The sequence below is a fragment of the Chryseolinea soli genome, assembly GCF_003589925.1.
GTDB lineage: Bacteria > Bacteroidota > Bacteroidia > Cytophagales > Cyclobacteriaceae > Chryseolinea > Chryseolinea soli.
Window position 1 is genome coordinate 4,231,981 of record NZ_CP032382.1, and the last position, 25,069, is coordinate 4,257,049.

The 25,069-nt window shown below is 48.1% G+C and carries 25 protein-coding genes; 11 read left to right on the forward strand and 14 right to left on the reverse strand.

Features of this window, described 5'->3' with window-relative positions; translation table 11 throughout:
- Nucleotides 1–108: 108 nt before the first annotated feature.
- Together yiaK and D4L85_RS18095 are read left to right on the forward strand one after the other, a co-directional pair.
- The gene (gene yiaK, locus D4L85_RS18090) at nucleotides 109–1,128 is read left to right on the forward strand and encodes a 3-dehydro-L-gulonate 2-dehydrogenase (RefSeq protein WP_119755617.1); all 1,020 of its coding nucleotides are present in this window, start codon (nucleotides 109–111) and stop codon (nucleotides 1,126–1,128) included.
- A 28-nt stretch (nucleotides 1,129–1,156) separates the two neighbouring features.
- Nucleotides 1,157–2,245 carry a lipase family protein gene (locus D4L85_RS18095; RefSeq protein ID WP_119755618.1) on the forward strand — a complete coding sequence of 363 codons (1,089 nt, stop codon included), beginning with the start codon at nucleotides 1,157–1,159 and terminating at the stop codon, nucleotides 2,243–2,245.
- A gap of 747 nt (nucleotides 2,246–2,992) precedes the next feature.
- Here the strand turns inward: D4L85_RS18095 and D4L85_RS18100 are convergent.
- Nucleotides 2,993–5,452, reverse strand: a complete 2,460-nt coding sequence (locus tag D4L85_RS18100) for an ABC transporter permease (RefSeq protein ID WP_119755619.1) — start codon at nucleotides 5,450–5,452, stop codon at nucleotides 2,993–2,995.
- Between the two features lie 211 nt (nucleotides 5,453–5,663).
- Here D4L85_RS18100 and D4L85_RS18105 point away from each other — a divergent pair, with 211 nt between their 5' ends.
- Nucleotides 5,664–7,430, forward strand: coding sequence for a family 43 glycosylhydrolase (locus D4L85_RS18105; RefSeq protein ID WP_119755620.1), 1,767 nt, complete (start codon nucleotides 5,664–5,666; stop codon nucleotides 7,428–7,430).
- A gap of 58 nt (nucleotides 7,431–7,488) precedes the next feature.
- On the opposite strand, the gene D4L85_RS18110 is transcribed toward D4L85_RS18105, so the two are convergent.
- Nucleotides 7,489–7,788: a hypothetical protein gene (locus D4L85_RS18110; RefSeq protein WP_119758845.1), complete on the reverse strand. Its 300-nt coding sequence runs from the start codon at nucleotides 7,786–7,788 to the stop codon at nucleotides 7,489–7,491.
- 515 nt (nucleotides 7,789–8,303) lie between these two features.
- On the reverse strand, nucleotides 8,304–8,867 hold the full coding sequence (locus D4L85_RS18120; protein ID WP_119755622.1) for a GNAT family N-acetyltransferase: 564 nt from the start codon (nucleotides 8,865–8,867) through the stop codon (nucleotides 8,304–8,306).
- Between the two features lie 141 nt (nucleotides 8,868–9,008).
- Here D4L85_RS18120 and D4L85_RS18125 point away from each other — a divergent pair, with 141 nt between their 5' ends.
- Both D4L85_RS18125 and D4L85_RS18130 read left to right on the forward strand, forming a co-directional pair.
- Nucleotides 9,009–9,842 (forward strand): 3-keto-disaccharide hydrolase, encoded by an 834-nt coding sequence (locus D4L85_RS18125; protein WP_119758846.1) that lies wholly within the window; start codon nucleotides 9,009–9,011, stop codon nucleotides 9,840–9,842.
- 25 nt (nucleotides 9,843–9,867) lie between these two features.
- Nucleotides 9,868–10,263 (forward strand): DUF3592 domain-containing protein, encoded by a 396-nt coding sequence (locus D4L85_RS18130; RefSeq protein ID WP_119755623.1) that lies wholly within the window; start codon nucleotides 9,868–9,870, stop codon nucleotides 10,261–10,263.
- Nucleotides 10,264–10,396: 133 nt separating this feature from the next.
- Here the strand turns inward: D4L85_RS18130 and D4L85_RS18135 are convergent, their stop codons facing one another.
- Entirely contained in the window at nucleotides 10,397–10,795 is a 399-nt protein-coding gene (locus tag D4L85_RS18135) for a DoxX family protein (protein ID WP_119758847.1), read from the reverse strand.
- A 96-nt stretch (nucleotides 10,796–10,891) separates the two neighbouring features.
- Complete coding sequence (locus D4L85_RS18140) at nucleotides 10,892–11,413, reverse strand: hypothetical protein (RefSeq protein WP_160143809.1); 522 nt, start codon at nucleotides 11,411–11,413, stop codon at nucleotides 10,892–10,894.
- A 279-nt stretch (nucleotides 11,414–11,692) separates the two neighbouring features.
- Here D4L85_RS18140 and D4L85_RS18145 point away from each other — a divergent pair, with 279 nt between their 5' ends.
- On the forward strand, nucleotides 11,693–12,232 hold the full coding sequence (locus D4L85_RS18145; RefSeq protein WP_160143810.1) for a DUF2911 domain-containing protein: 540 nt from the start codon (nucleotides 11,693–11,695) through the stop codon (nucleotides 12,230–12,232).
- Between the two features lie 93 nt (nucleotides 12,233–12,325).
- On the opposite strand, the gene D4L85_RS18150 is transcribed toward D4L85_RS18145, so the two are convergent.
- Complete coding sequence (locus tag D4L85_RS18150; RefSeq protein WP_160143811.1) at nucleotides 12,326–13,054, reverse strand: hypothetical protein; 729 nt, start codon at nucleotides 13,052–13,054, stop codon at nucleotides 12,326–12,328.
- Nucleotides 13,055–13,277: 223 nt separating this feature from the next.
- Here D4L85_RS18150 and D4L85_RS18155 point away from each other — a divergent pair, with 223 nt between their 5' ends.
- The gene (locus tag D4L85_RS18155) at nucleotides 13,278–13,730 is read left to right on the forward strand and encodes a hypothetical protein (RefSeq protein ID WP_119755627.1); all 453 of its coding nucleotides are present in this window, start codon (nucleotides 13,278–13,280) and stop codon (nucleotides 13,728–13,730) included.
- 295 nt (nucleotides 13,731–14,025) lie between these two features.
- On the opposite strand, the gene D4L85_RS18160 is transcribed toward D4L85_RS18155, so the two are convergent.
- Nucleotides 14,026–14,649 carry a fibronectin type III domain-containing protein gene (locus D4L85_RS18160; protein WP_119755628.1) on the reverse strand — a complete coding sequence of 208 codons (624 nt, stop codon included), beginning with the start codon at nucleotides 14,647–14,649 and terminating at the stop codon, nucleotides 14,026–14,028.
- Between the two features lie 97 nt (nucleotides 14,650–14,746).
- On the reverse strand, nucleotides 14,747–15,214 hold the full coding sequence (locus D4L85_RS34455; RefSeq protein WP_160143812.1) for a hypothetical protein: 468 nt from the start codon (nucleotides 15,212–15,214) through the stop codon (nucleotides 14,747–14,749).
- 641 nt (nucleotides 15,215–15,855) lie between these two features.
- On the opposite strand from D4L85_RS34455, the gene D4L85_RS18170 reads away from it, so the two are divergent.
- Nucleotides 15,856–16,179: an SdpI family protein gene (locus tag D4L85_RS18170; RefSeq protein ID WP_119755630.1), complete on the forward strand. Its 324-nt coding sequence runs from the start codon at nucleotides 15,856–15,858 to the stop codon at nucleotides 16,177–16,179.
- A gap of 323 nt (nucleotides 16,180–16,502) precedes the next feature.
- Here D4L85_RS18170 and D4L85_RS18175 read toward each other — a convergent pair whose 3' ends face one another.
- Nucleotides 16,503–16,745 carry a hypothetical protein gene (locus D4L85_RS18175; RefSeq protein ID WP_119755631.1) on the reverse strand — a complete coding sequence of 81 codons (243 nt, stop codon included), beginning with the start codon at nucleotides 16,743–16,745 and terminating at the stop codon, nucleotides 16,503–16,505.
- 239 nt (nucleotides 16,746–16,984) lie between these two features.
- Between D4L85_RS18175 and D4L85_RS18185 the strand changes: the two genes are divergently transcribed.
- Both D4L85_RS18185 and D4L85_RS18190 read left to right on the forward strand, forming a co-directional pair.
- A complete protein-coding gene (locus D4L85_RS18185; RefSeq protein WP_119755633.1) occupies nucleotides 16,985–17,395 on the forward strand; it encodes a helix-turn-helix domain-containing protein in 411 nt (136 codons plus the stop codon).
- Between the two features lie 94 nt (nucleotides 17,396–17,489).
- Nucleotides 17,490–18,917, forward strand: a complete 1,428-nt coding sequence (locus D4L85_RS18190; protein WP_160143813.1) for a hypothetical protein — start codon at nucleotides 17,490–17,492, stop codon at nucleotides 18,915–18,917.
- 35 nt (nucleotides 18,918–18,952) lie between these two features.
- Here D4L85_RS18190 and D4L85_RS18195 read toward each other — a convergent pair whose 3' ends face one another.
- The 5 genes from D4L85_RS18195 to D4L85_RS18215 form a co-directional block, all read right to left on the reverse strand.
- Nucleotides 18,953–20,854 (reverse strand): ATP-binding protein, encoded by a 1,902-nt coding sequence (locus tag D4L85_RS18195; protein ID WP_119755635.1) that lies wholly within the window; start codon nucleotides 20,852–20,854, stop codon nucleotides 18,953–18,955.
- Complete coding sequence (locus tag D4L85_RS18200) at nucleotides 20,841–21,353, reverse strand: ABC-three component system middle component 5 (RefSeq protein ID WP_119755636.1); 513 nt, start codon at nucleotides 21,351–21,353, stop codon at nucleotides 20,841–20,843. Before D4L85_RS18200 ends, D4L85_RS18195 begins: the two co-directional genes overlap by 14 nt.
- A gap of 3 nt (nucleotides 21,354–21,356) precedes the next feature.
- Nucleotides 21,357–21,917 carry an ABC-three component system protein gene (locus D4L85_RS18205; protein WP_119755637.1) on the reverse strand — a complete coding sequence of 187 codons (561 nt, stop codon included), beginning with the start codon at nucleotides 21,915–21,917 and terminating at the stop codon, nucleotides 21,357–21,359.
- A 6-nt stretch (nucleotides 21,918–21,923) separates the two neighbouring features.
- Entirely contained in the window at nucleotides 21,924–22,088 is a 165-nt protein-coding gene (locus D4L85_RS18210) for an LPXTG cell wall anchor domain-containing protein (protein WP_119755638.1), read from the reverse strand.
- A gap of 246 nt (nucleotides 22,089–22,334) precedes the next feature.
- Complete coding sequence (locus D4L85_RS18215; RefSeq protein ID WP_228450525.1) at nucleotides 22,335–23,657, reverse strand: APC family permease; 1,323 nt, start codon at nucleotides 23,655–23,657, stop codon at nucleotides 22,335–22,337.
- A 293-nt stretch (nucleotides 23,658–23,950) separates the two neighbouring features.
- Between D4L85_RS18215 and D4L85_RS18220 the strand changes: the two genes are divergently transcribed.
- Nucleotides 23,951–24,970 (forward strand): alpha/beta hydrolase, encoded by a 1,020-nt coding sequence (locus D4L85_RS18220; RefSeq protein ID WP_119755639.1) that lies wholly within the window; start codon nucleotides 23,951–23,953, stop codon nucleotides 24,968–24,970.
- Nucleotides 24,971–25,069 lie beyond the last annotated feature (99 nt).

Below are 25,069 nucleotides of genomic sequence, written 5' to 3' on the forward strand. Positions count from 1 at the left end.
GTCCAAAACAACCCAGTGAAGCACAAAAGAATACAAAAATTATAAAAATCAGTTTAAATTTTAACGAACTAACAACCCTAATCAACCTAACAAACGGTAACCAGCCTTATGCGTGAGACAAAACCCGAATTCATAAACATCCCTAAATCTCAAATGGAAGAAGCCTTCCGGCAGATATTGCTTCGCCACGGCTTCCCGTCCGCCAAAGCAGCAACCTGCGCAGCCATATTCACCGAAAACAGCATCGATGGTGTGTACACGCATGGCGTGAACCGCTTCAGCCGGTTTGTCAAATACACCCAGCAAGGTCATATCCTCCCGGAAAAAGAAGCCGTGCTGAAACAGGCCGCCGGGTGCATCGAGCAATGGGATGGTCAGTCGGCTGCAGGACCGCTCAATGCCTTGCAATGCACGGAGCGCGTGATGGAAATTGCCGGCGTACAGGGTATGGGTTGTGTAGCGCTCGCGCACACCAACCACTGGATGCGCGGTGGAACCTATGGCTGGAAAGCCGCCAAAGAAGGCTTTGTCTTTATCGGCTGGACCAACACCACGGCCAACATGCCCACCTGGGGCGCCATGGACAACAAACTGGGCAACAACCCGCTCGTCATTGCCGTGCCCCACGAGGGCGAAGCGATCGTGCTCGACATGGCCATGTCGCAATATTCTTATGGTGCCCTGGATTTCTATGAACTCAAAAAACAACAACTCCCCGTACCCGGCGGCTTTACAAAAGACGGCGTGCTGACGACTGACCCTTCCGCCATACGTGAGTCACAACGCATTTTGCCTATCGGCTACTGGAAGGGCTCGGGGTTGTCGCTCTTGTTGGATATCGTCGCCACCTTGCTTTCGGGTGGACTTTCCACCGCCGGCGTCTCCCAACAAAAGGCGGAGACGAGCGTCTCCCAGGTGTTCATGGCCATCGACCTGAAACGACTGGGGAACTACAAAACCATGGCGGCCTCGCTGCAACAGATCCTCGACGACTATCACGCCTCGCGCCCCGATGGAAATTCACGCGTGATCTTCCCGGGCGAGAGGGTGCTGGCTACACGCGAAGAAAATACGAAGAATGGGATACCCGTGTTGAAGAAGGTTTGGGATGAGATCCAACAATTATAGTAATTTAGGTAAACGTTATTTGTAGAACATGAAGAGAAAATACATCGCCCTGTTGGTGTTGATCTTGTCGACAACGTTCGCTACAGCGCAAAAATTAAAACCTGGATTCAACAAAGCGGAATACATCGAGATGCTTCGCATAACGTCGCGGCATTTTGACACCGCGGCATCCATTCTCAAAATCCCCGGACCAAAGGATTTTGCAAAGGCGTACAGGTCGCCCGTGATGGGACTCGACAACCGGTGGGACCTTTGGACCAATGGCGATGGCGTGGGCGTGATCAGCATCCGCGGCACCACGGCAAATCCGGTGGGGTGGTTGGAAAATTTTTATGCCGCCATGGTCCCGGCAACAGGCAAGATTAGGGTGGCCGCTGATTATGAATTCAGCTATTCGCTCAGCCAAAACCCAAAGGCCGCCGTGCACCTCGGCTGGCTCATCGGCACAGCTTTCCTGGCCAGAGACATCGTTCCGAAGATCGACTCCTGTTACAAGGCCGGTATAAAAGATTTTTTCATCGTCGGCCACAGCCAGGGCGGCGCCCTTTCTTATCTGATCACGTCGCACCTGCGCAGTATCCAACAACAGAAGCACCTGCCCGCCGATATACAATTCAAGACCTACTGCAGCGCAGGACCAAAGCCCGGTAATCTATTTTATGCCTACGAATATGAAAGCATCACCCTGGGATGGGCATTCAACGTGGTGAACTCCGCCGACTGGGTGCCGGAGACTCCCATCAGTCTTCAAACCGTGAACGACTTCAACAAGACCAACGCTTTCGTGAACGCCCGGCCGTTTATCAAAAAGCAAAAGTTCCCGGCGAAACTCGCCTTGAAGCACGTATACAACCAACTGGAAAAGCCACCGCGGAGAGCGCAGCGCAAATATGAAAAATACCTCGGCGGCTTCCTGTCAAAGCGCGTGAAGAAAGCTTTGCCGGGTTATGTCACACCGGCCTTTGTTCACTCGACCGATTATGTGCGCACGGGCGCATTCGTCGTCTTGCTGGCCGATCCCGAATATTTCACAAAGTTCCCCGACAGCAAAGAAAAAATTTTCACACACCACCTTTTTGAACCGTATTTCTATCTGGCTGACAAATTGCCAGATTGAAAATATTATCGACGCCACACAAACAAATTTTGAAACTTCTGCGTTTTGATTGCGATGACGGGCGTTATCCGAAGCTGCGACCGCAGCCGCTTGTGCTGCCTGCCCGCTTCGTATGTTTCACTAAAAGAAAGGAGGTACAAATGTCTAGTCCCAATGAAATTTTATCAAAATCAATCAAATCAATCCATCTCGCAGGTGAACTGTGTTGAAATGAGGGTTTGAATTCCTTGTGAGATTTTTGATTTGTTGATAAAATTGAATGAGGATTTATTGAAGGGAGGCTGTCTCAAAAGGACAGCCTCTTCTTATTTTAGTAAGCCCAGGCTCTAGTCCAAAAGGAATTTATATTAACCCAGCCTTTAGCTTGGGGTTATCGGTGTGATAAAAAAAGATGCCATAGGAAAGTCGGATCGATCTTCACGTTTCATGGCACCGACTGTACGCGCAGCCTCGGGCACTGTCGTGGCGAGCCGCACTCTTCCTGGCGTGAGGTATCCTTTGAGCAAGTGGCCCAATTATACTTCGTAGCCAGAGGTAGTGAAAGGTGCGCTAAGAACGTTCGTGCTACTGTGAGATGGCTGAGCGTGGCGCAGTTACGATAGGATTGCCCTACCCCAGGCTAAAGCCTGGGGTTATTAAATCCGAAGTGAGGCAAGGATTTGTTTGGTTGTTGTCGCTCAAAAAAAGAAAGAGGCTGCTCTTCTGAGGCAGCCTCTTTTCTGTTTTATGATTTAACGTCAACGGGTCCTATTCATATCGCAGGGTCTGTGAAGGATTGCTCGTGGCGGCTTTGATGGTTTGTGTGCTCACCGTGATGAGTGCCAGCGCTATCGCCGACGCAGCGGCCAGTAAATAGACGAGCAAGTTCATGTCGATGTGATAGGCAAAGGTGCCCAACCATTTTTGCATGAAGTACCACGCCACAGGCCACGCCATGACATTGGCAATGACGATGAGTATCACAATTTCTTTCGATAATAGTCCCAGAATGTTCGGCACGGAAGCACCCAGCACTTTGCGGATGCCGATCTCTTTCACGCGCTGCATGGTGTTGAAGGTGGCCAATCCGAAAAGACCCATACACGCAATAAAGATGGCGAGGCCTGCAAAGATCGTGAACAGTTGACTTTGCTTTTGTTCGGATGCATAGAGGTTTTGATATCGCTCGCTGAGGAACTCGTAGTCGAACGGGCGCTTGGGCAAAAATTCGTGCCACAGCTTTTCCAGGTGGGCCATGCCTTCCTCCATGTTCTTTCCCGAGATGCTCACCGCCATCCGGCGGTAGCCGCCCTTGCGGGGATAGAACACGAGCGGCACGATTTCCTGGTGCAGTGACTCGAAGTGGAAGTCTTTGACAACGCCGACGAGTTTTCCCGTAGTACCGCCATAGGCGAAATCTTTCCCGACGCCATCGGCCGGCGTCTTCCATCCATAGGCCTTCGCCGCGGCTTCGTTGACGATGAACGCCAGCGTGTCGTCGGTGGTGATGTCTTTCGAGAAATCACGGCCGGCAGCCATGGGGATGTCGAAGGTTTTGAAGAATTCATAATCAACCCGCACGTCTTTTGTGGTCACGGTCGAAGATACCAGGCTGTCGCCTTTCATGATGAGCGGCGCGCCCTGGCTATCCAATAGTCTTCCCGTTGGAACACGCGAGGAGCGGGACACATTTTTGATGTGTGACGATTTTGTCATTTCGTTATAAAAGGCATCATATACCGGATCCAGCTCTTCATCGTAGTAGGGCAGTGTGATGATCTGATCTTTGCTATAGCCCAAATCGAGGCTGTTGAGATAACCAAGCTGCTGGAAGGTGATGGCCGTGGCAATGATGAGGGCAATGGAAATGGCAAACTGCGCCACCACCAGGGCTTTGCGCAAGCTGCCTTTGCCGCGGGTGGAACCTTGTTGTCCCTTCAGCACCAAAGCGGGTTTGAACCCGGAAACCACAAAGGCCGGATACACACCTGCCAGTATGCCCACCAGGATGGAGAACGCGATCAGCCCGATCAACAATGGCCAGTTGGCAATGAGGTTCATGGAAAGCGTTTTTCCGGTGAACAAGTTGAGCCAATGCAAGCTGATGAAAGCAAACCCTGTTCCCAACACCAGTGCAAAGAAAGAAATGAGCACCGACTCGCTGAGGTACTGGCTCACCAGTTGCATCTTGAACGCACCCACCACTTTGCGCAATCCCACTTCCTTCGCGCGCTTGGTGGCGCGGGCTGTGGAGAGATTGATGAAGTTGAAGCACGCGATGAGGATGATGAACAATCCGATGATGCCCATCATGTATACGGTGTTGATGTTGCCGTTCACTTCCAATTCGTCGTCCAGGTGCGAGCGGAGGTGGATGTCGGTTACTTTCTGGAGAAAGAGGGTGGTGGACTTGGACGCTACCCAATCAGCGGGAACGCCCCAGTTGGCTTTGGCGTAGTTGCCAAAATGTTTGTCGAGAAACGCGGGGAACCGGGCTTCGATCTTTTTGGCATCGGCGCCTTCTTCCAGGAGCATGTAGGTGCCGAAGGAATTGTTGCCCCAGTTGGTTTCCAGGTTCTTCCGTCCGTAGATATTGTCATCCTCCAGGGTGCTGAAGGACACGAGATATTCCGGATGCCAGAAGGCCTGGGTTGGAAGGTCTTCGTAGACGCCGGTCACCTCGATGTCGAATTGATTGTTGGCGCGCAGCCGTTTGCCGGTCACGTTCACGTCGTTGAAGAACTTCATGGCCGTTTTGCGCGACAGCATGACCGTCATCGGGCGCGTAAGGGCGGTGGCCGGGTCGCCGGTCACGATCTTGAAATCGAAAATCTTAAAGATGTCGGGCTCTGCCAGGAACAGGTGGTCCTCCGAAAAATTCTTTTCCAGCTTCCCGTTTTCCTCCAGCCCCATAACGATCCCGAAGTTGACGGTGCGGGCCAGGACCTTGATCTCGCCAAAGTCGTTCTTCAGCAGCGGTCCGATGGGAGGGGCCACATTGCCCAGGTGCAGGTTTGGGGTGCCGTCGTCGGACAGGAAATTCCGGGTGACGCGGTAGATGCGGTCGGCCGAGGCATGTTGCTTGTCATAGCTCACCTCGTCGCGGATATATAAATAGATGAGCATACAGCACATCATGGCCAACGCCAGCCCGGCGATGTTGATGAAGGCCGTAAGCTTGTTGCGGAAGATGGACCGCAGGGCTACTTTCAAATAGTTTTTGATCATACGGATAGGGTTACAAACAGGGTAAACTGAATCAATAGACTCTCGTTACACAAAGACTGTGCTTTTTTTCAAAAGGTTGCCTGATAGACGGAAATAGCGTTTTTAAACTTTGAAAGTGTTCACTTTTGTTCAGCCGGGCGTCCGTTTTTCGCCGGCCTTTCCTTCGCCCCGGCCAAAAATGTATTTACCTTCACGGCCTGACTGTACAGCTATGCGATCGATCATCAACGGGTTAGGATGGAGCATTATCGTGGGAATGTTGCCCCTGCTGGCCGCCGCACAAACCGCGCGCCGGACCACGTACTGCAACCCCATGGACATCGACTATAAATACAACTACGAGCAACTGAACGACAGCATTTCCTACCGGTCCGGCGCCGACCCGGTGATCGTGAATCACAAAGGCTCATACTTTCTTTTTGTCACCATCTCGGGAGGCTACTGGCACTCCAACAACCTGGTGGACTGGTCCTATATCGTACCCGACAAATGGCCCATGGAAGACATGTGTGCTCCGGCGGCGATGTCGGTGAAAGACACGTTGTATCTCTTTCAATCCACTTTTGAGCAACGCCCCATCTTTTATTCGCTGGAACCCGAAAAAGGAAAGCTGAAATTCTATAACCGCTGGCTCCCCGCATTGCCCAAGGAAGTCGGGCCCTGGGACCCCGCGTTGTTTTATGACGAAGAGCTGAACAAATGGTATATGTATTGGGGTTCATCGAATGTGTTTCCCATGTACGGCAGCGAGCTGGACAAACACAAACGCCTCAGCTACAAAGGTGCATACAAACCAATGCTCTACTTGCAGCCGGAAGAACACGGCTGGGAACGCTTCGGAAAAGATCACACCAGCAGCATAAAACCCTTCATGGAAGGCGCCTGGATGACGAAACATAACGGCAAATATTATTTGCAATACGGAGCGCCGGGCACGGAATATAACGTGTACGCCAACGGTACGTATGTCGGCGATCATCCTCTGGGTCCGTTTGCATATGCGCCTTATAATCCCGTGTCGTACAAACCCGGCGGATTCGTGACAGGCGCGGGCCATGGCAACACGTTCCAGGATGTTTATGGAAACTACTGGAACACCGGCACGCCCTGGATCGCCGTGAACTGGAACTTCGAACGCCGCATCGCCATGTTCCCCGCCGGCTTCGACGCCGATGGGCAAATGTTTTCCAACACGCGCTTTGGTGATTTGCCCCACCGGCTGCCGACAAAGAAATGGACGAGCAAAGACGAGCTGTTCACCGGTTGGATGTTGCTGTCCTATAAGAAACCTGCCACGGCATCGTCGGTGCGGGATACCTTTCGCATAGCCAACGTTACCGATGAAAACCCGCGTACATTTTGGGTGGCGCAACAAAACAAAGCCGGCGAGTGGATCGCCATCGATCTCCAAAAAGAACAGGATGTAAAAGCGCTGCAAGTAAATTATACGGACTACAAATCGGATATTTTTGACAACGATACGGCCCGGGTATACACCCAATTCAAATTATTCGCCTCCCGCGATGGTAAACAATGGGATCTCATCACCGACCTCACGCGAGAGAAGAAACGCGATCGGCCTAACGCCTATGTGGAGTTTGAAAAACCCGTGAAGGCCCGGTATATCAAGTATGAACACGTTTATGTGGCGTCGCCTAATCTGGCCGTTAGCGATATTCGCGTTTTTGGGAATGGTCAGGGAAAGCCTCCTGCTACGCCTTCTAACGTCGCAGCCAAACGTGACACGGATGTGCGCAATGCTTTTGTTTCATGGAAGCCGGTGCCCGGCGCCGTGGGATACAACATCTTGTGGGGCATCGATAAAAACAAGCTTTATCAAACTTACCAGATCTTTGCAGACGAGCCCGTCACGAAAGAGATCCGTGCGTTGTCGCGGGGCGTGTCGTATTATTTTGCTGTGGAGGCTTTTAGTGAGAATGGGGTGTCGGGGAGGAGTGAGGTGGTGATGGTGAAATAGGCCTTTTGGTATGGAGAAAAACGATGCGTCTGTTCAGGTTTAGCTCTTTGAGGGTGGTTCAAGCATCGTATTCGATGTAATGTATCACTCTATCAACTCTTGTATCAATGTCGTTTTTGTCGGCGAGTCCATCTAAATCCTCCATCATCTCTTGAATTAGGAAAATCTCCATGCAATAACTGAATCCAGGGCATTTCCTGTTTGCGACTTCATGGGTTTTCATTTCCTGTTCTTCTTCCGTCAAGTCTAAAAGAATGGCCTCGGACGATGGCAGCAGTTGTCCGTCTATTCTCTTGGCATATAAGACCAAATCCGGATTTAAAGTTGGACTTTTTATAATAGCTTCTCTTAAATTCATTTTGTATTTTTTATTCCAAGCATGGCCTTGCTGTGGGGAGTTGCTTTTTATCAATCATCACTTCAAATTTTGATCCTTTTTCAAAATATTCCTCAATTCATTAATCTTTGTCTGACTTGACGAAAATTCGTCACCGTCATGGTCTTCGATGCCCGGAAAGAATTCTCTATTTTTGTTTAATCAATTTTGACTTTTGTCGACAAACACTCCCTTCTTCATAACCGTGAACATCAGCTCGCTCACAATGAACAGGATTACAACGCCGATTAACAAGTATATCACCTTCAGAGCCCGCGAGGAGTCTTCACTAATTTGTTCGTTAAACTTCTCGGTCTCTTGTACTAACAAGTCGAACTTGTCCTTGCTATCCAAGGAATCTGATTGGATTTTGTTAAGTGTTTCGTATTTGAACTTGGCAATTGCTCCAACATTAAGGTCGGTTCTTTTGTTCAAATAGAAAAGCAGTGAAATCGTGAGAAGGAGGAAAAACGCCCTGAGGATATTTCGTATTCGGTTCATTGTTGATGTTGCAAATTGTCTGTTTCTCTATCGTCCCCACCCAGCAGCTCGCTAAAGTCATCCCAAACATAACGCGTTGCCCAAGTTTCCTTACCACCAAAATCCGATTGTTTACGATCCGCCGGCCGGCCGGAGATAGACGTATAAAATTTTTCAGCAGGATGGTTCCCTTCCAACACCCAGAGGTAGAAATTACTCCTTCCATCGGTCAACAGTTTTTTGGCCGCCGCCCGCATGAGTTTGCCACCAATGCCAGACCCTTTCAAATGCGGCACGACATGCAGATTATCCACCAGCGCTTGGTAGCCGGCGTCCGGCACGTCCATGACAGCGATGAAGCCCACCACGTCGTTGCCGATCTCAGCCAGGAGCACGAATTCGTTGTCCTTTAAGTTTCCCATCTTTTCAGACCAATAGCGCGCACGTTCACCGGCCAGATCGTTATCAAGGTATTCGTCGAGCAGGAGTCCCCGGTAGGCAATTCTCCAACTTGCGGCGTGAAGAGCGGCAATGACCGGAGCATCGGCGGCCAAACCTTGTCGGATTGAAATATTTTTCATGTGCTACGTAATGGAGTAAAGATAAAACATTTCATAACAGGCCTGAAAAGAAGCATTGATCCCGTCGCTATAATTTTCATCACAAACCCGGCCCTGGACTGCCGGCAATTTGCTATCTAGCAAAAAAACTGAATGCTTATGATGCGCTGGATCGTATTCTTCCTGGTGGCGGTTCTATTTGTCGCGGCGGTACCCGAAAAGGATCGTCGTATAAAATGGATCCAACTCTTCAATGGAAAGGACCTCAATGACTGGAAACCGAAAATAGCCGGCTATCCGCTGGGCGAAAACTTTGCAGGCACCTTCGGTGTGAGCGATGGGAAAATAAAAGTGAGCTATGGCGGCTACGAAACCTTTGACGAGCGATACGGCCACCTTTTTTATAAGAAGCCATTTTCCTGCTACCTGCTGGCCGTGGAATACCGGTTCACAGGCGAGCAAGTCAAGGGCGGTCCCGATTGGGCCATTAGAAACAGCGGGGCGATGATCCATGGCCAGTCGCCCGAATCGATGGGGGTGAAACAGGATTTTCCCATCTCCATCGAAGTGCAGTTGCTGGGCGGCAATGGTAAAGATGAGCGCTCCACCGCCAACCTCTGTACGCCGGGCACCAACGTGGTGATGAACGGCAAGCTCTATACTGACCATTGCATCAACTCCACCTCCAAGACCTTTCACGGCGACCAGTGGGTCCGGGTTGAAGTATTGGTGCTGGGCGACTCGCTCGTCAAGCACATCGTGGAAGGCGATACCGTGCTCACGTATGAAAAGCCCCAAATCGGCGGCGGCAATGTCTCAAACTACGACCCCAAGGAAATGGTCGACGGCAAACTCCTCACGAAGGGATCCATTTCCCTGCAAAGCGAAAGCCACCCGGTTGAATTCAGAAAAGTAGAGCTCGTCGACCTGGAGCCCTATGCGCACGATCCCAAGAAGTTGGGCGAAGCGTTGGCCAGGCTGCGGCATCGAAATTGAGTCGAAGTATTTTTAATCCTGTTTTATGAATGCCGGACAAGATTTTGGGGCGGTCTTTTCTTTTCTGATGACAATGGGCATCATTTATTTTTCAGGTGCCCGTATGTTGAAAGTTTCCCGGTTTCTTAAGAAAGCCAGGACCACAAAGGGCGTTGTAGTAAAGACCATCGAATCTTCGCCAGGCGAAACAGGCTCGTTTCACTACCACGTCGTTCGCTTTCAGAACGACAAACAAGAATGGATAACCCAACAAGCTGGCAGCGCTATGCCTCGGGCTCTTCCCGAGGGAGAGGAAATAGAAATTATGTATAACCCCGAAGATCCGACGCAGGTTGAAATTTACTCCGGCAGACTCATATACCTCCCATTAGGTTTTCTTGCGTTTGGGATTATACTATTTGTCGTTTTGCTGTTTAGCTAATTAGGCAAAATGTACTCCTTCGAATTTAACCCAGTGAGGATTTTTTATCATAATCTCCGGGTACCCGATTCATATCGGGGTACCCGGAGCAAAAGCAACTCCCCAAACGTGCGCCACGTGTACCTTTGATATCCTATTGGCCTGCCGCAACGCCGGCAAAACTTGCGGGATATAGTCTCCTGAACATGACGTAGGTGACAGCGACCATAACCAACGCAAAAATAGCATCGCCGGTCGAAGCGAAATCAAACACCGCCAGTTTAGAAAAGAAGGCAAAAATGATATCAAAGAATACGCCGGCAAAGACCCATTCTTTTAGACGAAGCAATTTGCCCGGTATTAAAAGCACGGCAACGCCCAGCAGTTTGGCAACGCCGAGTATGTAAATGAAGTGCGCCGGGTATCCCAGGGCCAACGTGACGTCCCATACAACAGGATTTGTGGTGAGCTCAAAAAAGCCGCTAGCACCAAACCACAATGCGGTCAATGCTGTACCTACCCAATAAATTGTCTTTGCTGTTTTTAAATTCATGATCATCTTGGTTTTAATAAACAAAGGTTCTTCAAAACCAGGGAGCATCGAAGTGATTATGGGTGAAGTGGACAAATGGGCGGGCGGACTGGACAATTAGAATCTCCTGTCGTGTGTCTTGCAGTGCCAATTCGGATCACAGCCTGTAACCACACATCCGCCAAGTTCAATTTTACCTTTTTTAACTTTTCTGAAAAAGCTCTTGGGGCCCGCAACTAATCCGTAAACAATGGGGATCACATTGTCCTTGTGGTTGCCCGTTGGACATATTCCAGTGAGCTTTGTTTTCTCGTACGGGCAGATTTTAGGTGGATAGTCAATCTTGATTTCGACAGTGGAATCTTTTTTTAGTTTGATGTTGAACGTGGTATCAGGTTCGAACACGCCGCTGATCGACAGTTGATACTCGCTACTTTTGTTAACGAACAGGTTAAAGTATCCCAAGCTATCGGATCTAACGGAGAGCGGTTTGCTTTTAGGTTTATTGATGTCCGTGGCGGTCACCCAAATGATGCTTGATATCGGGTTGGTCCTTGTATAGTTGATCTTTCCACGCAGTTGTTGTCCAGCCAGGTTTGCCGAAATAACTATTGTCAGACATGTTAGAATAAGTCTCATTGTTTTTGGTATAGGATGCGCTAACAGGTCAATTAAATTAATGATGATCTTTTCAACGGGGGATATGGAATCGTCGATTGTTATTCCTGCTGATTCTATCACGGTGTCGAAAAGTGCTCAGAACGATTTCAGTATCGTACCAAATTAGGGGCCAGGTTTTCGATGCAAGTCTTAGGAATGCGTGATGGCAAGCGGGTGACGTAAATCTTTATGCCCTTCGCCGGTCTTTTTACCAAGTGTCAGGATTCAATCCCTATCTTTGACAATAACGCAACGATCATGAATAAGAAAGTCCTCATCGGCATCGTCCTCTTGGCAACCATCGCCGCCGGTTTCTTTATCTACCGCGCTACCCGGCCTAGCCCTCCCGGATCCGTGGAGCTCACCGTCGGAGACCTGACGGTCTCTGTATCCTACAGCCGGCCATCCGTGCGCGGTCGCCTCATCTTCGGGCCCGAAGAACAAAAAGCCTTGCAACCCTTTGGCACCTATTGGCGGCTCGGTGCCAACAAAGCCACTCAAATAACGCTTAGCAGCAACGTTACCTTCAACGGTCAGCCCGTCAAGGCGGGAACTTACAGAATGTACGCCATCCCCGGCGCCGACAGCTTCGAGATCATGTTAAACACCGAGCTCGGCAAATCCGGCGCCGAAATGCCCGACCATCAATTCGACATTCTGCAAACAAAAGTTCCAGTCGCCACCGCCTCCACATCCGTAGAAAAATTCACGATTTCCATGGCCGAGGCCCAACAAGGCATTGACGCCGTCTTCGAATGGAGCACCATCCGGTTTGTCATCCCTATACGTCCACAATAAAAATTAAAGCGGCGCACGTCTTAGAAATGCGTGAAAGCAGGTGACTTGTGCCTGGCGTGCATCAAGTGATCAAACTTGCGAACAGCAAAGCGATCACACCTTCTCCCGTAAATTCTCCACCATCCTGACCACCGCGCCCAACTGTGAATTCGAGGACTTCTTCAATTGATCCAGCACGACTACCGAAATAACCTTCGGCCAGAACAACCGCGAATTGACGTCGCCGGCTTTTGCTTCGATGGAGGCGATCTGTTGTCCCAATGCCTGTTGCAACGCCGGCGGCACATCCGGATCTTGCGACAGCGCCTTGAGCTTGATCAGTCCTGCCTGGATGCGATGGTTCTGCAGGTCGTCGATGGCATCGGTTAATTTATACGGCCAGTGAATAGCCGTTTCGTTGGCAAACCCCGCCCAGTAAAATTTAGATTGTGCAAAATCTTTGTCGTACGCACTGGCCAGCCCCATCAACATATAGAACACAGAGGCCTCATACTGTACCGAAGAGCCGGGTTTTAAGAGCCGGTGCTTCTTCGCTTGCTGTGATTCTTCGCGTGCCAGGCTGTCCCACCCCTGCTCATACATGGTGATGGACCGCAGCGATTGCGCCAGGTACTTCACCGTAGCATCGCCTTCTTCCGCGGCAAGGTCTGCCTCGGCAAACGCCAGGGCAGGTTTTGCAGAAACCGTCCATCCATACCCTAGCAGCAAATGTGCATACGCCGGATCCAGGGGCGCCAGCGAATCCGGTCGCTGGTCGTTATACAATTTTACGGCCGGCCCCAGGGTCGTGGCCGAAGTTGCTTTATATGTGCGATAGGTCAACCCGGAAGTGGTATCTTCATAAAGCTCCCGCTGGGTCTTTTCCCCGGAACAGGCAAAAAATAAAACAAACAGAGTGAACAGCCATGCCCGCCGCCGAGGGATCGTTGATGAATACATTGGCGCAAGATATAAAAACGCCGGTTTGATCTGTATCCATCTTCCGGGTCATGAGGCAATATTCCTGACCGGATTTCGCTACCTTCGAAGCCGCATACCAGTTTTCATGAGCATCATCAACCATACGCCCGTGGAGTTGTCGGATATCGTTAAAGAATCCAACCTGATTGTGGAAGTCCGGTGTATCGAACCCTTTACGGAAGAAATTGCGATTAAGGGCGATGGCTCCGGAGCGGCGATTAAACCGTTTAAGAAGAAAGGGTTTGTTTTCAACGTGATCAGCGTCCTGAAAAATACCGCGGCCATCCAGGTTCCGCCAACCATCCGGGTCCCGAACGAGGAATGGCGAAGATCCCTGAACCAACATAAAGAACTTTACGCCAACGGGATTAGTAAATCGTATGGAGTAAAACAGTATGTTACCGACGTCCCCTCCCTGAAACGGGCCGACATTCTTTTCCTGCATCATTTCCAGGACAACTTTGAGCTTGAAACCCAGGATTCTTTTGAGTCGGCAGCCGCCCGTGAAAAGATCGATATGCTGCTTGCTGCCCGGTAACGATCGTTTCTCAAAGGGATTCACGCTAGAACTTAACTTGAAAAGCGTTGCCGGACAGCAACATGATTATGGCTTGTGACCATGTTGTCGGTGATGGAATTGCCCTGTTTGAACAAGCAAAGAAGGTCAGGATTTTCGTCTATACGATCAAATGGCCCGATTTGGGTTATGACCGGTAGCCCCTCCGGGGTTTCACAAAAAGCACGCCTCCAAGTTTTCATACAAAGCACACCTCCAGGCGCGACACACATGTGCCGGCCTGGAGGGCTCCCAACAATTATTGTATGCGATCGGGCTACGCCACAAACCGCAGCACCACATCAGAGTAAATCACCTCCGGGTCTGGGCCGGCGGCGCCTACGCGGAAGGCGTATTGTTTGCCAGGTTCGAGGTTGATGATGGTTTTGGTGCGGGTGGTGCTGTTGAGGGTTTTCCACTCGGTCTGGTCGGTAACGGGTGCCGGAGCATATTGATAGACGAAGAGTACGGCATTGGCCACTTTGCCGATGCTTACCTTGACCGTCCCCGGCAAGTTGCCCACCGTTACTTGCAGACCACCGGGTTTTTCTATACGCCCCGCCGCCGTGGGTTCTTTGCGGGCATCGAAGCCCGAGCTGAGCAAGATGCCAAGGTCGTTGTTGCTTTTTGCGTCTACTACATTGGCCAGGTGGCGACAGGCGACGATCAAGGCCGCGCGCAGATCATTTTTAATGGCCGTCTCGCGTTTCGTACCCGTGCGCTGCGCCACCAACGCAACCTGAAAGGCCGTGAAGGCTTGCGACACCGCATCGAGCTCGGGAATGGACCCAGGAAAGCTCGCATTGTTCGTCATGTTCTTGATAATGGATTGCACCTTCACCTCCAGGGCCTCATCGCTTAACCGGTACATGTTAAGTGCCACACGAATCACTTTTTTCATACAATTGATAATTTGATTTTTGAAAAAAAACTTTTTGTTATGCCATCACATTTCCAATCGGCATGCCAGGCGCCGACGTCTTTGCAGTCACTGCAGATTAGGCCACGTAATATTTCAAGTCGCACAGAAAAATGTCGACGGAATGTGTTGTGCATACAAATGTGATCCTGATTTTATTGTTCCTGCGATTCCTTCCGTTGTCAATTAAAATAGGCTTGTGGTGTGCGGCAGCTTTGCATACAACACGGCGAACGAAGATGTAAATGGCAGTCTTTTCTTCCACCATACACCAGGCTGTGCCGAGCCAATGCAGGTTGATGGCTGCAATACGTAGCCGCATAGCGATGATAGGATGATCGAAGAAGTCGATTGCATCGTTGGTTGCTTTAACATGCAGGGGCTTTACTGCAAGCCGATGAAGGAGCGTGTCGATTGTATGGTTGATGCCTCTAACATGCGATGTGATAACTGCGAACGAATGAAGGAGGCGATCGATTGTATGAACGAGGAAGTCGACTGTATTTTTGATGGCCGCAACGCAAGCCGGGGAGATGTTGAGAGGCAAGCGCTATTTGTATCTTGTCGGGAGGGAGACACGGGTTGTCAAGATAAGGATGTCAGTTGATGAAAGGGTGACGATGGTTGTTAAAACCTTTCGGCCTGTCATCAAGGTTCTTATGCCGGTTGTCTGTGGTGTCATGTTGGTTGAAGGCGCTTTTAAAATGGTAGTTGGCATGGGATGTTGTATGATCACTGTTCGAATGTTGGTTGTCAAATCCATGATGTGGTTTGTCAAGATGGAATGACGGATTGCAGGGATCGTCATGTGGTTTGAACGAATTGAGAGAGTAACCGTCGGGGCCGTGGTTTTGTTGTTGGGATGAAAAAGGCAATGATCAAAATCGCTATGCTGTTGGCTTAATTGAATGGACGGAAGGACAAAGTCGGGAAGGCAAGCGGCGAGAGACCGTGCGCAATTGCGATACTGCAAGCCATTTGCAGTAAGAACATGTATCTTTTTTGTGATGAATGTTTGATTAAGGGGATTTGACGTGCCTTTCTATCCGTGCCAAGAAACGTTAGGCACTGTCATAAATTCCAAATTGGTCCACTTGTTTTTTCAACATGGGATGCAGACTGCAAATTCGTTAGTGGAAATGCAGAAATTCAAAGCCGGAGCCCTTTAATAAATAAAATATATACTTTATGGGTTCATATCTCGTGGCAGGACTGGCAATTTTGGTCGTTGGACTGATAGTTAAGTATACCAATGTCCGGCGAAACTATTGGTTAGGCTACAGGACGCCCCGGTCGATGAAATCGCCGGCCCATTGGGCGTTTACCAATCAAAGAACGGCAAGGTATGCCATTGCTATCGGTATCCTGTCTGACTTGATCGGCATAGTATTTTGGTACTACAAGGTGGATAGTATTTATCTAGTGCTGTTCACCCTAATGCTCTTGCTTGCTGCCATCATTGAAGTAGAAGTTGCGTTGTATAAATTTGATAAGCAAGGGAGGAAAGAATGAATGTCTACGCCCTGTCTACGACTTGGACTTAAATGCAATTTGAATAACCCCGGGCTTTAGCCCGGGGTAAGGGCGTGAAAACAAAAAAGTGCCAAAGGAAAGTCGGATCGATCTTCGCGTTTCATGGCACGACCTGCACACATCGCCTCGAGCCGGAATGTGTCGTGTTCTCAAAAAGGGACCGGTCAGGGCTAAGCCCGTGATTGGATATGGCCTATATACCCCGGACTGAAGTCCGGGGTTATTCATTTCACTCATGCCCTTGGTGTGTTGTGCACGGAAAATTTGATCATTCCGTACTTTGCCCAAGGAGCAACATCCGATCAGCCATCGCCTTTGCCTGCTCTCTCTCCGGCCTCTTCCATGACGGTTCGCAGAAACTCCAGCAACAGGTACATTTGATGACCCATCTTATCGAAATTAACCGGCAAGTGGCCATGCTCATGACCGAGATAGCGAAGATAGATGTCGATAATGGTATCGCGGTAGGCCACGGGTCGATAGGTGTTGAACAGGTGGGCGAGGGCCTCTTTTACCACGGGAGTAACTTTGAACGGTGCTTCCATATGTTGTTTTGGTTAATGCCTTGCCACGCTCCCGCGGAAAAATCCGGCAGGGGAAAAGCTCAAACCAAAAAGACGAGATTGTTTTCCTACAGAGACTTTGCATGGCCTTTGCGTCTTTGCGCCTCCGCGGTAAAAAATGAAATTAAGGGAGAACCCCCTAGACACCCCAGCTGCCAACCCGATATCGCACAACCCGGCAGGTTGTTTTATACAACCCCGCATTTTATTACCTTTGGCTTATGACGAAACCAACCCACATCGGCCGCAAGATCAGCCGCCTCCGCGAATTGAAAGAGATGAAACAAGAAACCCTGGCCGAAGCGTTGGGCATCAGCCAACAAGCGGTTTCCAAGATCGAGCAAAGCGAGACCATAGAGGAGTTGACGTTGGAGCGGATCAGTAAGGTGTTGGGGTTTTCGCCGGAGGCGATCAAGAATTACGACGATGATAAAGTTGTCAATAACATTCAAAATAATTATGACAACGCGTCCGGACCTTATAATAATCAGTGCATTTTTCACAACGACAAGGTTATTGAGTTGGTCGAAGAGAATAAGAAGCTGCTTAATGAAGTTAGAAGTCTTTACATCGCTTTGTTAAAAGAAAAAGATGAAAAAATCGCTTTGTTGGAAAATAGGTTGAACAAGTGAGGGAGTCGAACACTTGGTCTATGTTAATTTGTAGTTCATAGTGACATTTTTTGGAGCATTACGTTAGGGAGATTGGATCAAATTGGAAGCGATAATGAAAGAAATAAAAGGTATTGGTTTTTACTTACCATATGACAAAGAAAGTTTCATTCCATTGAACAGTCTAGCGTCATTGTCAGACATAGATATAGCAATTTTTTCCCCGAATCTCGATACTACAGATTACTCTAGGTTTGGAGACTATTCCGATACGGGTGAGCATGAAGGAAAAAAACGTTATAATAAAACGTCTTCGGCTTTGATAAAGGAACATAGCAAACATTGGAAAAAGGAACTGAATAGTTTTTTGCACTCTGGTGGAACATTATACATAATACTCAGTAAACGGGAAGACTTCTTCATATACACAGGGGAAATGGACGTTACCGGGACCGGAAGAACCCAGTTAAAGAGACATTATGTTGTGCCCTTTTCTAATTACGATTTTTTGCCGTTCCAAAAAGTTACCTACTTCTCCGCGTCAGGCAAAACTGTGACGCCTCAATCGCCGATAATCGCTGATTTGTTTCAGCAATTCAAGGATATGTTTTCTTATGAGACATACCTAGAGTCTAAAGCAGATGCGCAAAATCTCTTCACTACAAAAAATAAAGACAGGGTACTTGGTGCGTTGGTAGAAGTTGGGAGTGGTTATGTGATTTTCCTGCCCAGCATTAATTTTGATAGTTCCGAATTCGTTAGAAAGGATAAAGGAACAAACGAAGAAGTCTGGACAGCTGCTGCGCTCAAGAAAGGTAGAGTTTTTGTCAATTGCCTCGTGGAAATAGACAAGATGTTGCGAAAAAAAATGGCCAAAACACCCAAGCCAAATTGGATCAATGCCCAAGTTTTTGAACTGCCTCAATCGAAAGCAACTAAAACTAAGATTGAGTCAATCCAAAATGAAGTAGATCTCAAAAATAAAGAACTTGAACGGCTGAAGAATATTTTAGAAGAGCAAGAGTCTTTAAAGGATTTACTCTTTGAAACCGGAAAAGCTTTGGAGACTGCGGTCATAAGGGGTCTTAAAATTCTGGGGTATTCTGCCGAAAATTACGATGATGGTTCTCTTGAACTTGACCAAATTATAATTTCACCAGAAGGTCATAGATTCATAGGCGAATGTGAAGGTAAAGATAGTAAGGACATCGAAGTTACCAAATTTAGGCAGCTTTTAGACGGTCTTAATGCTGACTTTGCAAAAGACCATGTAACAGAAAAGGCATTTGGACTTCTGTTTGGGAATCCGCAAAGACTAACTGAGCCGGATCAAAGAAGTCTTGATTTTACGGCTAAATGTAAAAGCGGAGCGAAAAGAGAGAACATTGGACTCATCAAGACACAAGACCTTTTTTTAGTTTGTAGAGTGATCGTAGAGAACAATGACGTTGAGTATGCGAAAATGTGCAGGAATGCCATACTGAACCAACTAGGGCAAGTGGTCAAATTTCCCGCATATTCTACTTCCTCTAAAATTCATTAACTGACCGCAAAATGCCAATCATCGAACCAACTGAGTCAAATCCGCAACGTCTTGTGCTGATCGGTGTAATAATCACCAATACAGACAGCCGTATCGCTGTTTAATTCATTCGAAATCATTGATGTAGTAAAAATTATCTGATGTTCAGTCTGGTGATTCTGGGATATGCGCGCAATGATGTTTTGAAAATTCTGCGAACGCTCCTTTTCCATTCCCTTATCTTCCATATTGTCGCATAAAATGAACCGTGGATAGCGCATGAAATCCAAATCAAGGGACGAGAAGAAGATACTATAAAGAATGGAATTTTTTAGGTAAATTTTTGAACTAGCAGAGAAGTTATTACTGCCATCCAAGGAATATGAATCTCTACGAAAGTCGATCTCAAGTTCAGTGCCCGACCGAAATTCTGCCTGTCTCGGGAGGTCATTTCTTAATAAATTTAAAGTGTAACTACGAATTTTACTCATCGCAGCCTGGCTTTTAACTGTCTGCAAATCTTCTTTTTCCTTGATTTGTAGTTTTACGTTTTCAATCTCATGGGCAAGCTGAGCAAGTTCCTCTCTCAGCTGTGAGAGAATGCTTGCTGCTTTGATTCTGTCTGTTAGGTGTCGAATTTGTTGTTCAATTCTTCCCTTTCCTATGAGTAATTCATCGATTTTTTCGTCACGGCTTGATTGAGATTGCTTGACAGCCCTGTCAATTTCCCGCTGCAGGAACTTGGCTCTTTCAATTCTAGCGGGCATATTTGCCCTTAAATTTCTGGTTGTTGATTGTTTGTTTTCAAGTAAACTCTTGGACTCTTGAATTTGTAATTCAAGTTCTTGTTTGAGCTTCTTTGCGTTTGATCTTTCGGCTTCCTCTTCGAGCGGCTGTTTGCAAAGAAAGCAATGTCCGTCCAGCGCTGTCTCTGTCAATTTTGCAAGGCAATTAGGGCAATGTGTTAGCGTTAGTTCGCCCAGGTATTTTCTTGTTACAAGGGAGTAATCGATTTCCTTAATTCTCCTTTCCAACGTTTTGATAAATTGTTGAGAATCGAAAATATCTACTTCGAGCTCCTGAAGATTGTTGTCGTCAGTAATTATAATTTTTTTTAGTGCGGTGAATTCAGATTGAAGCGTATCCACCTTTTCTAAGGCTTTCCGTGACGAAAAATTTCGATTCTGACTTTTAGATTTGATAATTTCGCCGTCAAGATTATCAAGTGATATTTTTGCCTCCTCAAGGCTTCTTTCTAGTTCACTTGGTGTTATTTCACCTGCTTGGCTGAAGCCCCGTCTTATTCCTTCGTAGAGGCTCTTTTTTTCATCATATTGCTTTTCGCTATTTCGCAAAGAAACGCGATCGGAATAAAGAGAATCATCATAAATCCCAAGCAAAATTTCAGCTACCGTCTGTCGTGTCAGAGGCGGATCAAATTTCTCAGCTCGAAACAGATTTTGGGTTGCTGTATCCTGGTCGATGTAAAGAATTCTTAGTATCTGATGCATCGTGATGCTTGCATCCTCATCAGTTTTAACGTCGGGAAATCCTAAAGCATTGAAAATGACCCTTGAGAAATTTATTAAATTTTCTGTTTGCCTATATGGATAGGTTTGCCATTTCAATCCATCTTTTAACCCTTCTTCGTAACTTCCCCAGTATATACTCATCGGTTGATGAACAGCTTGTGTAATGCCTCGCTTTAGTGTTGCGACAGAGTCATTCAATAGAACTTCAGCATAGATTTCTCGACATTTACTGGCTTCGGTAGTCCAATTGTTATAGTCGCCACCTAGAATGTAGAAAATAAAATTGGCTATAGTGGATTTTCCGGAACTGTTTTGCCCCCTTATGACATTCAAACCCTTGTGAAAATGCTGATCATAGGCAACGGTTCCTGTGTAGGAGATAATCACCAATCTTCTCAAGAAAAGGGAGGGGTCAACGTGAATCATACTTAAATTCAATTAAGCCAGTGCGATATTTTAGTCCCGATTTGCCAAATAGTGGTAGGTCACGAAACCCGGTAACCAATCTTAGAACATTTAGTCTTTCGATGGTCAAGTCTGTCAGGAGAATCTGGCGTAGCTCCGTTGGTATGGCCTCCATCCCAGTTTTTTTTACAAGACCTTTAGATAATTCCTGCCCGTCAATAAATCCGTATGATGCAATGGCCTTTACCGCAGTCAGTTGATATGGTTTCATTCGTTCGATGATTTTTTTTGGGTCAATTAAATCCTCATATGGATTTGGGTCTTTCTCTTTAAAAATTTTTTTAAGCTCATGCAGCTCTCTTGGGAATTGCATTTTTCTTATCTCTCCGGGGAAGGTCAAATAGAAATCCCAGATTCGGAGACGATCGATCTCGATCTGTTCATCTTTAAGGTGGATGAGCAATTGTAGCACTCGGAAAATGCAATTGTATAGATCAAATGCAGGATGGTAGATCAACATAAATTATTCGGTCCACTTTATGTGGCAATTTCCGGTCAAATAATAGACCATTCCTAGTATATGATCTGCGTTGAACTCAAGGCAATTTTCGCCTAACTCCGTCAATAACGGCTTGACAATCTTTTCGTTTATTAAGTTGTCAATAATAGCTTTCTCCTTCCTCTCAACAATCATTGGGTATATCTCGGTCAAATAATTTGTTCGAATCAAAGTGAGAAGGTGTAAGTTTATCTTTTGGGCAACCATTGAGAATTGTGATGTTCTTATGAGTTTTTTATGGTACCTTTCTTTTAAATCTTTTGCATACCACAGGATCTCCCCTCTATTTCCTGCCTTCAATTTTTCTTCTAATCCAAGAACATCACCGCTAGCCTGACTGGTGTAATGTTGAAGATCATCGATAAAGAGCCGCTCCTCGGCTGTTTTTACCTCTTCAAGAAACTTCTTATATAGCCCTTCTAAGTATGCTGTCGTTTTTGCACTTGGGTGTATTGTTACATGCTTGTCACGCCCGATAACGTCGCCTGTTACGACGTTATCCGTAATCTGAACTTCGTTCGCCATCTAAGGTTACTTTTTCTTGATATCTCGTCCCGCAAGATCGCCGCCAACTTTGTTGCCCTTGATTATGGACTTGTTGCTCTTTTTTGATTTTACATAAAATGTAACGGCTGCCCCAGCAGAGATGGCTGCAATCACAGCCAAAATTATGTTTGTGATGTTGTCACCTGTCATAGTTCATTTACTCGTTTAAATGTTCACAATTGGTGATTCCAGGTGGGCTAGCGATCAGATTGGATCAGGTGGGACAAGGAATCTTGGCCAAATTAACAAATTTTACCAGAAAATCCATCGCATTCTGGCGAAGGCGGTAATGAGGTTTGTTTCGATACCCGTCGCAATAGAAATGTAAGATGATTGTCCTCGCCTGATCGCCTGGGATTATTGGGCATGTTTATTTTTGGCCATCTAGCAGATAATCTAAGCCTTTCTGATCAGCAGCCGGTACGCTGGATACGACAACGCCACAATGATGAGAATAAGCACGAAATTATACGGGTCGCTGATTGCAAACCCAACAAACAACCCAATCGTCACCAACAACACCAACGCCGACGTCCACGGATAACCCCACGCGCGATAGGGACGGGGCAAGTTAGGCTCAACCCTGCGCAGCTTAATGAGCGCGCCGAATGCAAACCCCAACACGATCAACGATATAAAAGCACTAAGCGAAAACAACGCTTCGAATGACCCTACAAGGATCAATCCCAATGCAAGCGCTGCCGAGGATAGCAAAGCCACCGTCGGTGTGCCACCTTTATTAACTTGCATCCCCTGCCGCACAAAGAAACCATCGCGGCTAAGCCCGAACAGAATGCGCGCCGGTATCATCATGTAAGCATTCAGAATGCTCACGAGCGAAGCGATCGCCAACACCACCACAAACGTGGCCCCACCACTTCCAAAAACTACCTTGGCAGCATCAGAAGCCACCAGCGTAGAGGTGGAGATGGAATCGAGCGGGACAACATAAAAGAGTGCAATATTGAAAATGACATAGATCAGGATCACCGTAACGGCCCCCATAAACAACGAACGCGGCAGATTTTTTTCCGGGTCCTTATCCTCCTCAGCAAAAAAGCACGCCGACCACCATCCATCATACGCACCGACGATCAACTGCATGGATTTGAGCATACCGATGAGCAACCCACCCTTCAATACGGGCAACGGTTGACCAAAAGAAATATGATCGACCTTCACAAAGAAGCAAGCCGCGATCAACACCACAAAGAAAATGACTTTCGCCAGGCTCATGATCTGCTGCGCGATGCTGCCACCTTGCACACCAACCAAGTGAAACGCTGTGAACACCAACAGAAACCCCACCGCCACCAACGTTTCGTAGCCAGCCCAGGCCGGAAACAGGATGACCACATATTCGCTGATCACAATGCAAAAGTAAGCCGGCCCAATGGCGTTGATGAGATAGTCGAGCCAGCCCGTGAGGAAACCGCAGTAGGTACCGAAAGCCCGCATCACGTAATTATACGGACCACCGGCCTTGGGCATGATGGTCGCCATTTCGGAAAAGGAACTCACACCCATCAGCACATAGACTCCCCCGAAAAGCCAGCACAAAACAATGAGCCAATAGTTGTCCAGCATCAAAGCAATCGTACCCGGCGTGCGCAGGATGCCCGCGCCAATGGTGCCCCCGATCATCACGGCCACGCCAAAGCTGACACCCAGCACTTTTTTCAGTTCGTGTTTTGGTGATCCTGACAAAGATTTTTCCATACGACGTTGCATTTGAAGGGGCGTGCGTGCCCCACCGAAGCTTCAACATAGGCGAGCCGCGCCCACCGAAGCTTCAACGTAGGCGGGCCGCGCCCACCGAAGCTTCAACGTAGGCGGGCCGCGCCCACCGAAGCTTCAACGTAGGCGGGCCGCGCCCGCCGTAGCTTTAGCGCAGGCGGGTCAATATAGAAACAAAATAGACAGGATTAAAGGCCTCCGTTCGCACCTCTGCGGGACCGTGCATTGGGTTTCGAACACGCTTTCATTATCTTACGGCTGCTAACGTTAGTTTCATGAACACAAAAAGAATTATCAAGATCACTTTCCCGATCATCTTGCTGGCGGGCGCTTATTTTTTAGGCTCCGAACCGGCGAAACCCAAGTTTGACCTGGCCTTGCCGCAAGTTCCGGCCGATCCCACGGGGCTGGTGGCGTATGTGAAGGAGAAAGAATCGCATCATAAAATTAAGCCCGAGAACGAATCGCGCATCGAGTGGTACGACAGCGTTCCGAAACGCACCGAATATGTCGTGGTGTATGTGCATGGATTTTCGGCCAGCCCCATGGAAGGCGAACCGACCCACCGCCGCTTTGCCAAGGAATTCGGCTGCAACCTTTACCTGCCCCGCCTGGCCGACCACGGCCTCGACACCACCGAGGCCTTGCTCATGATGACACCCGACCGCCTCTGGGAAAGCGCCAAAGAAGCGCTGGCCATTGGAAAACAACTGGGCGACAAAGTGATCCTGATGAGCACTTCCACGGGCGGCACACTGTCGCTGAAGCTGGCGGCTGAATATCCCAACGATGTCTATGCCCTCATCAACCTTTCGCCCAACATTGCCATCAATAATAGCGCGGCGTTCCTGCTGAACGATCCGTGGGGGTTGCAGATCGTGCGGCTGGTGAAGGGTGGAAAATATTCGGTGGATAAGCCCGATGAATTTTCTAAATACTGGTATGATACCTACAGGCTGGAAGCCACCACCCAATTAGAAGAGTTAGTGGAGTCTACCATGACCAAAGATCTTTTTCAGCGTGTTAAGCAACCGTCGCTTACGGTGTATTATTACAAAGATGAGAAAGATCAGGACCCTACGGTGAAAGTCAGCGCTATGCTGGAAATGAACAAAGCATTGGGCACTCCTGACGATATGAAAGAAGCTGTGCCTATTCCTGGTGCGGGTGTTCATCCGTTGGGGTTTGAGAAAAAATGTAAGGACTATCCGGCGGTGTATGGGGCGGTGGAGAAGTTTGCTTTGGGGAAATTGAAACTGACACGTGCTGGACAAGAAATGCTGGTGGAGAATTGACGAGCACGCGTATCAAATAAAAAGGAGTTGCATCATTTGATGTAACTCCTTCTTTTTTTCAGATTAAACCGCAAAGGCGCCCTCCTTCGCTAAAGCTTC

Bases quoted from the DNA above. Each gene is read 5' to 3' on its own strand.
- yiaK (WP_119755617.1), top strand. From the start codon at position 109: ATGCGTGAGACAAAACCCGAATTCATAAACATCCCTAAATCTCAAATG.
- D4L85_RS18095 (WP_119755618.1), top strand. From the start codon at position 1,157: ATGAAGAGAAAATACATCGCCCTGTTGGTGTTGATCTTGTCGACAACG.
- D4L85_RS18100 (WP_119755619.1), bottom strand. From the start codon at position 5,452: ATGATCAAAAACTATTTGAAAGTAGCCCTGCGGTCCATCTTCCGCAAC.
- D4L85_RS18105 (WP_119755620.1), top strand. From the start codon at position 5,664: ATGCGATCGATCATCAACGGGTTAGGATGGAGCATTATCGTGGGAATG.
- D4L85_RS18110 (WP_119758845.1), bottom strand. From the start codon at position 7,788: ATGAATTTAAGAGAAGCTATTATAAAAAGTCCAACTTTAAATCCGGAT.
- D4L85_RS18120 (WP_119755622.1), bottom strand. From the start codon at position 8,867: ATGAAAAATATTTCAATCCGACAAGGTTTGGCCGCCGATGCTCCGGTC.
- D4L85_RS18125 (WP_119758846.1), top strand. From the start codon at position 9,009: ATGCGCTGGATCGTATTCTTCCTGGTGGCGGTTCTATTTGTCGCGGCG.
- D4L85_RS18130 (WP_119755623.1), top strand. From the start codon at position 9,868: ATGAATGCCGGACAAGATTTTGGGGCGGTCTTTTCTTTTCTGATGACA.
- D4L85_RS18135 (WP_119758847.1), bottom strand. From the start codon at position 10,795: ATGAATTTAAAAACAGCAAAGACAATTTATTGGGTAGGTACAGCATTG.
- D4L85_RS18140 (WP_160143809.1), bottom strand. From the start codon at position 11,413: ATGAGACTTATTCTAACATGTCTGACAATAGTTATTTCGGCAAACCTG.
- D4L85_RS18145 (WP_160143810.1), top strand. From the start codon at position 11,693: ATGAATAAGAAAGTCCTCATCGGCATCGTCCTCTTGGCAACCATCGCC.
- D4L85_RS18155 (WP_119755627.1), top strand. From the start codon at position 13,278: ATGAGCATCATCAACCATACGCCCGTGGAGTTGTCGGATATCGTTAAA.
- D4L85_RS18160 (WP_119755628.1), bottom strand. From the start codon at position 14,649: ATGAAAAAAGTGATTCGTGTGGCACTTAACATGTACCGGTTAAGCGAT.
- D4L85_RS18170 (WP_119755630.1), top strand. From the start codon at position 15,856: ATGGGTTCATATCTCGTGGCAGGACTGGCAATTTTGGTCGTTGGACTG.
- D4L85_RS18175 (WP_119755631.1), bottom strand. From the start codon at position 16,745: ATGGAAGCACCGTTCAAAGTTACTCCCGTGGTAAAAGAGGCCCTCGCC.
- D4L85_RS18185 (WP_119755633.1), top strand. From the start codon at position 16,985: ATGACGAAACCAACCCACATCGGCCGCAAGATCAGCCGCCTCCGCGAA.
- D4L85_RS18190 (WP_160143813.1), top strand. From the start codon at position 17,490: ATGAAAGAAATAAAAGGTATTGGTTTTTACTTACCATATGACAAAGAA.
- D4L85_RS18195 (WP_119755635.1), bottom strand. From the start codon at position 20,854: ATGATTCACGTTGACCCCTCCCTTTTCTTGAGAAGATTGGTGATTATC.
- D4L85_RS18200 (WP_119755636.1), bottom strand. From the start codon at position 21,353: ATGTTGATCTACCATCCTGCATTTGATCTATACAATTGCATTTTCCGA.
- D4L85_RS18205 (WP_119755637.1), bottom strand. From the start codon at position 21,917: ATGGCGAACGAAGTTCAGATTACGGATAACGTCGTAACAGGCGACGTT.
- D4L85_RS18210 (WP_119755638.1), bottom strand. From the start codon at position 22,088: ATGACAGGTGACAACATCACAAACATAATTTTGGCTGTGATTGCAGCC.
- D4L85_RS18215 (WP_228450525.1), bottom strand. From the start codon at position 23,657: ATGGAAAAATCTTTGTCAGGATCACCAAAACACGAACTGAAAAAAGTG.
- D4L85_RS18220 (WP_119755639.1), top strand. From the start codon at position 23,951: ATGAACACAAAAAGAATTATCAAGATCACTTTCCCGATCATCTTGCTG.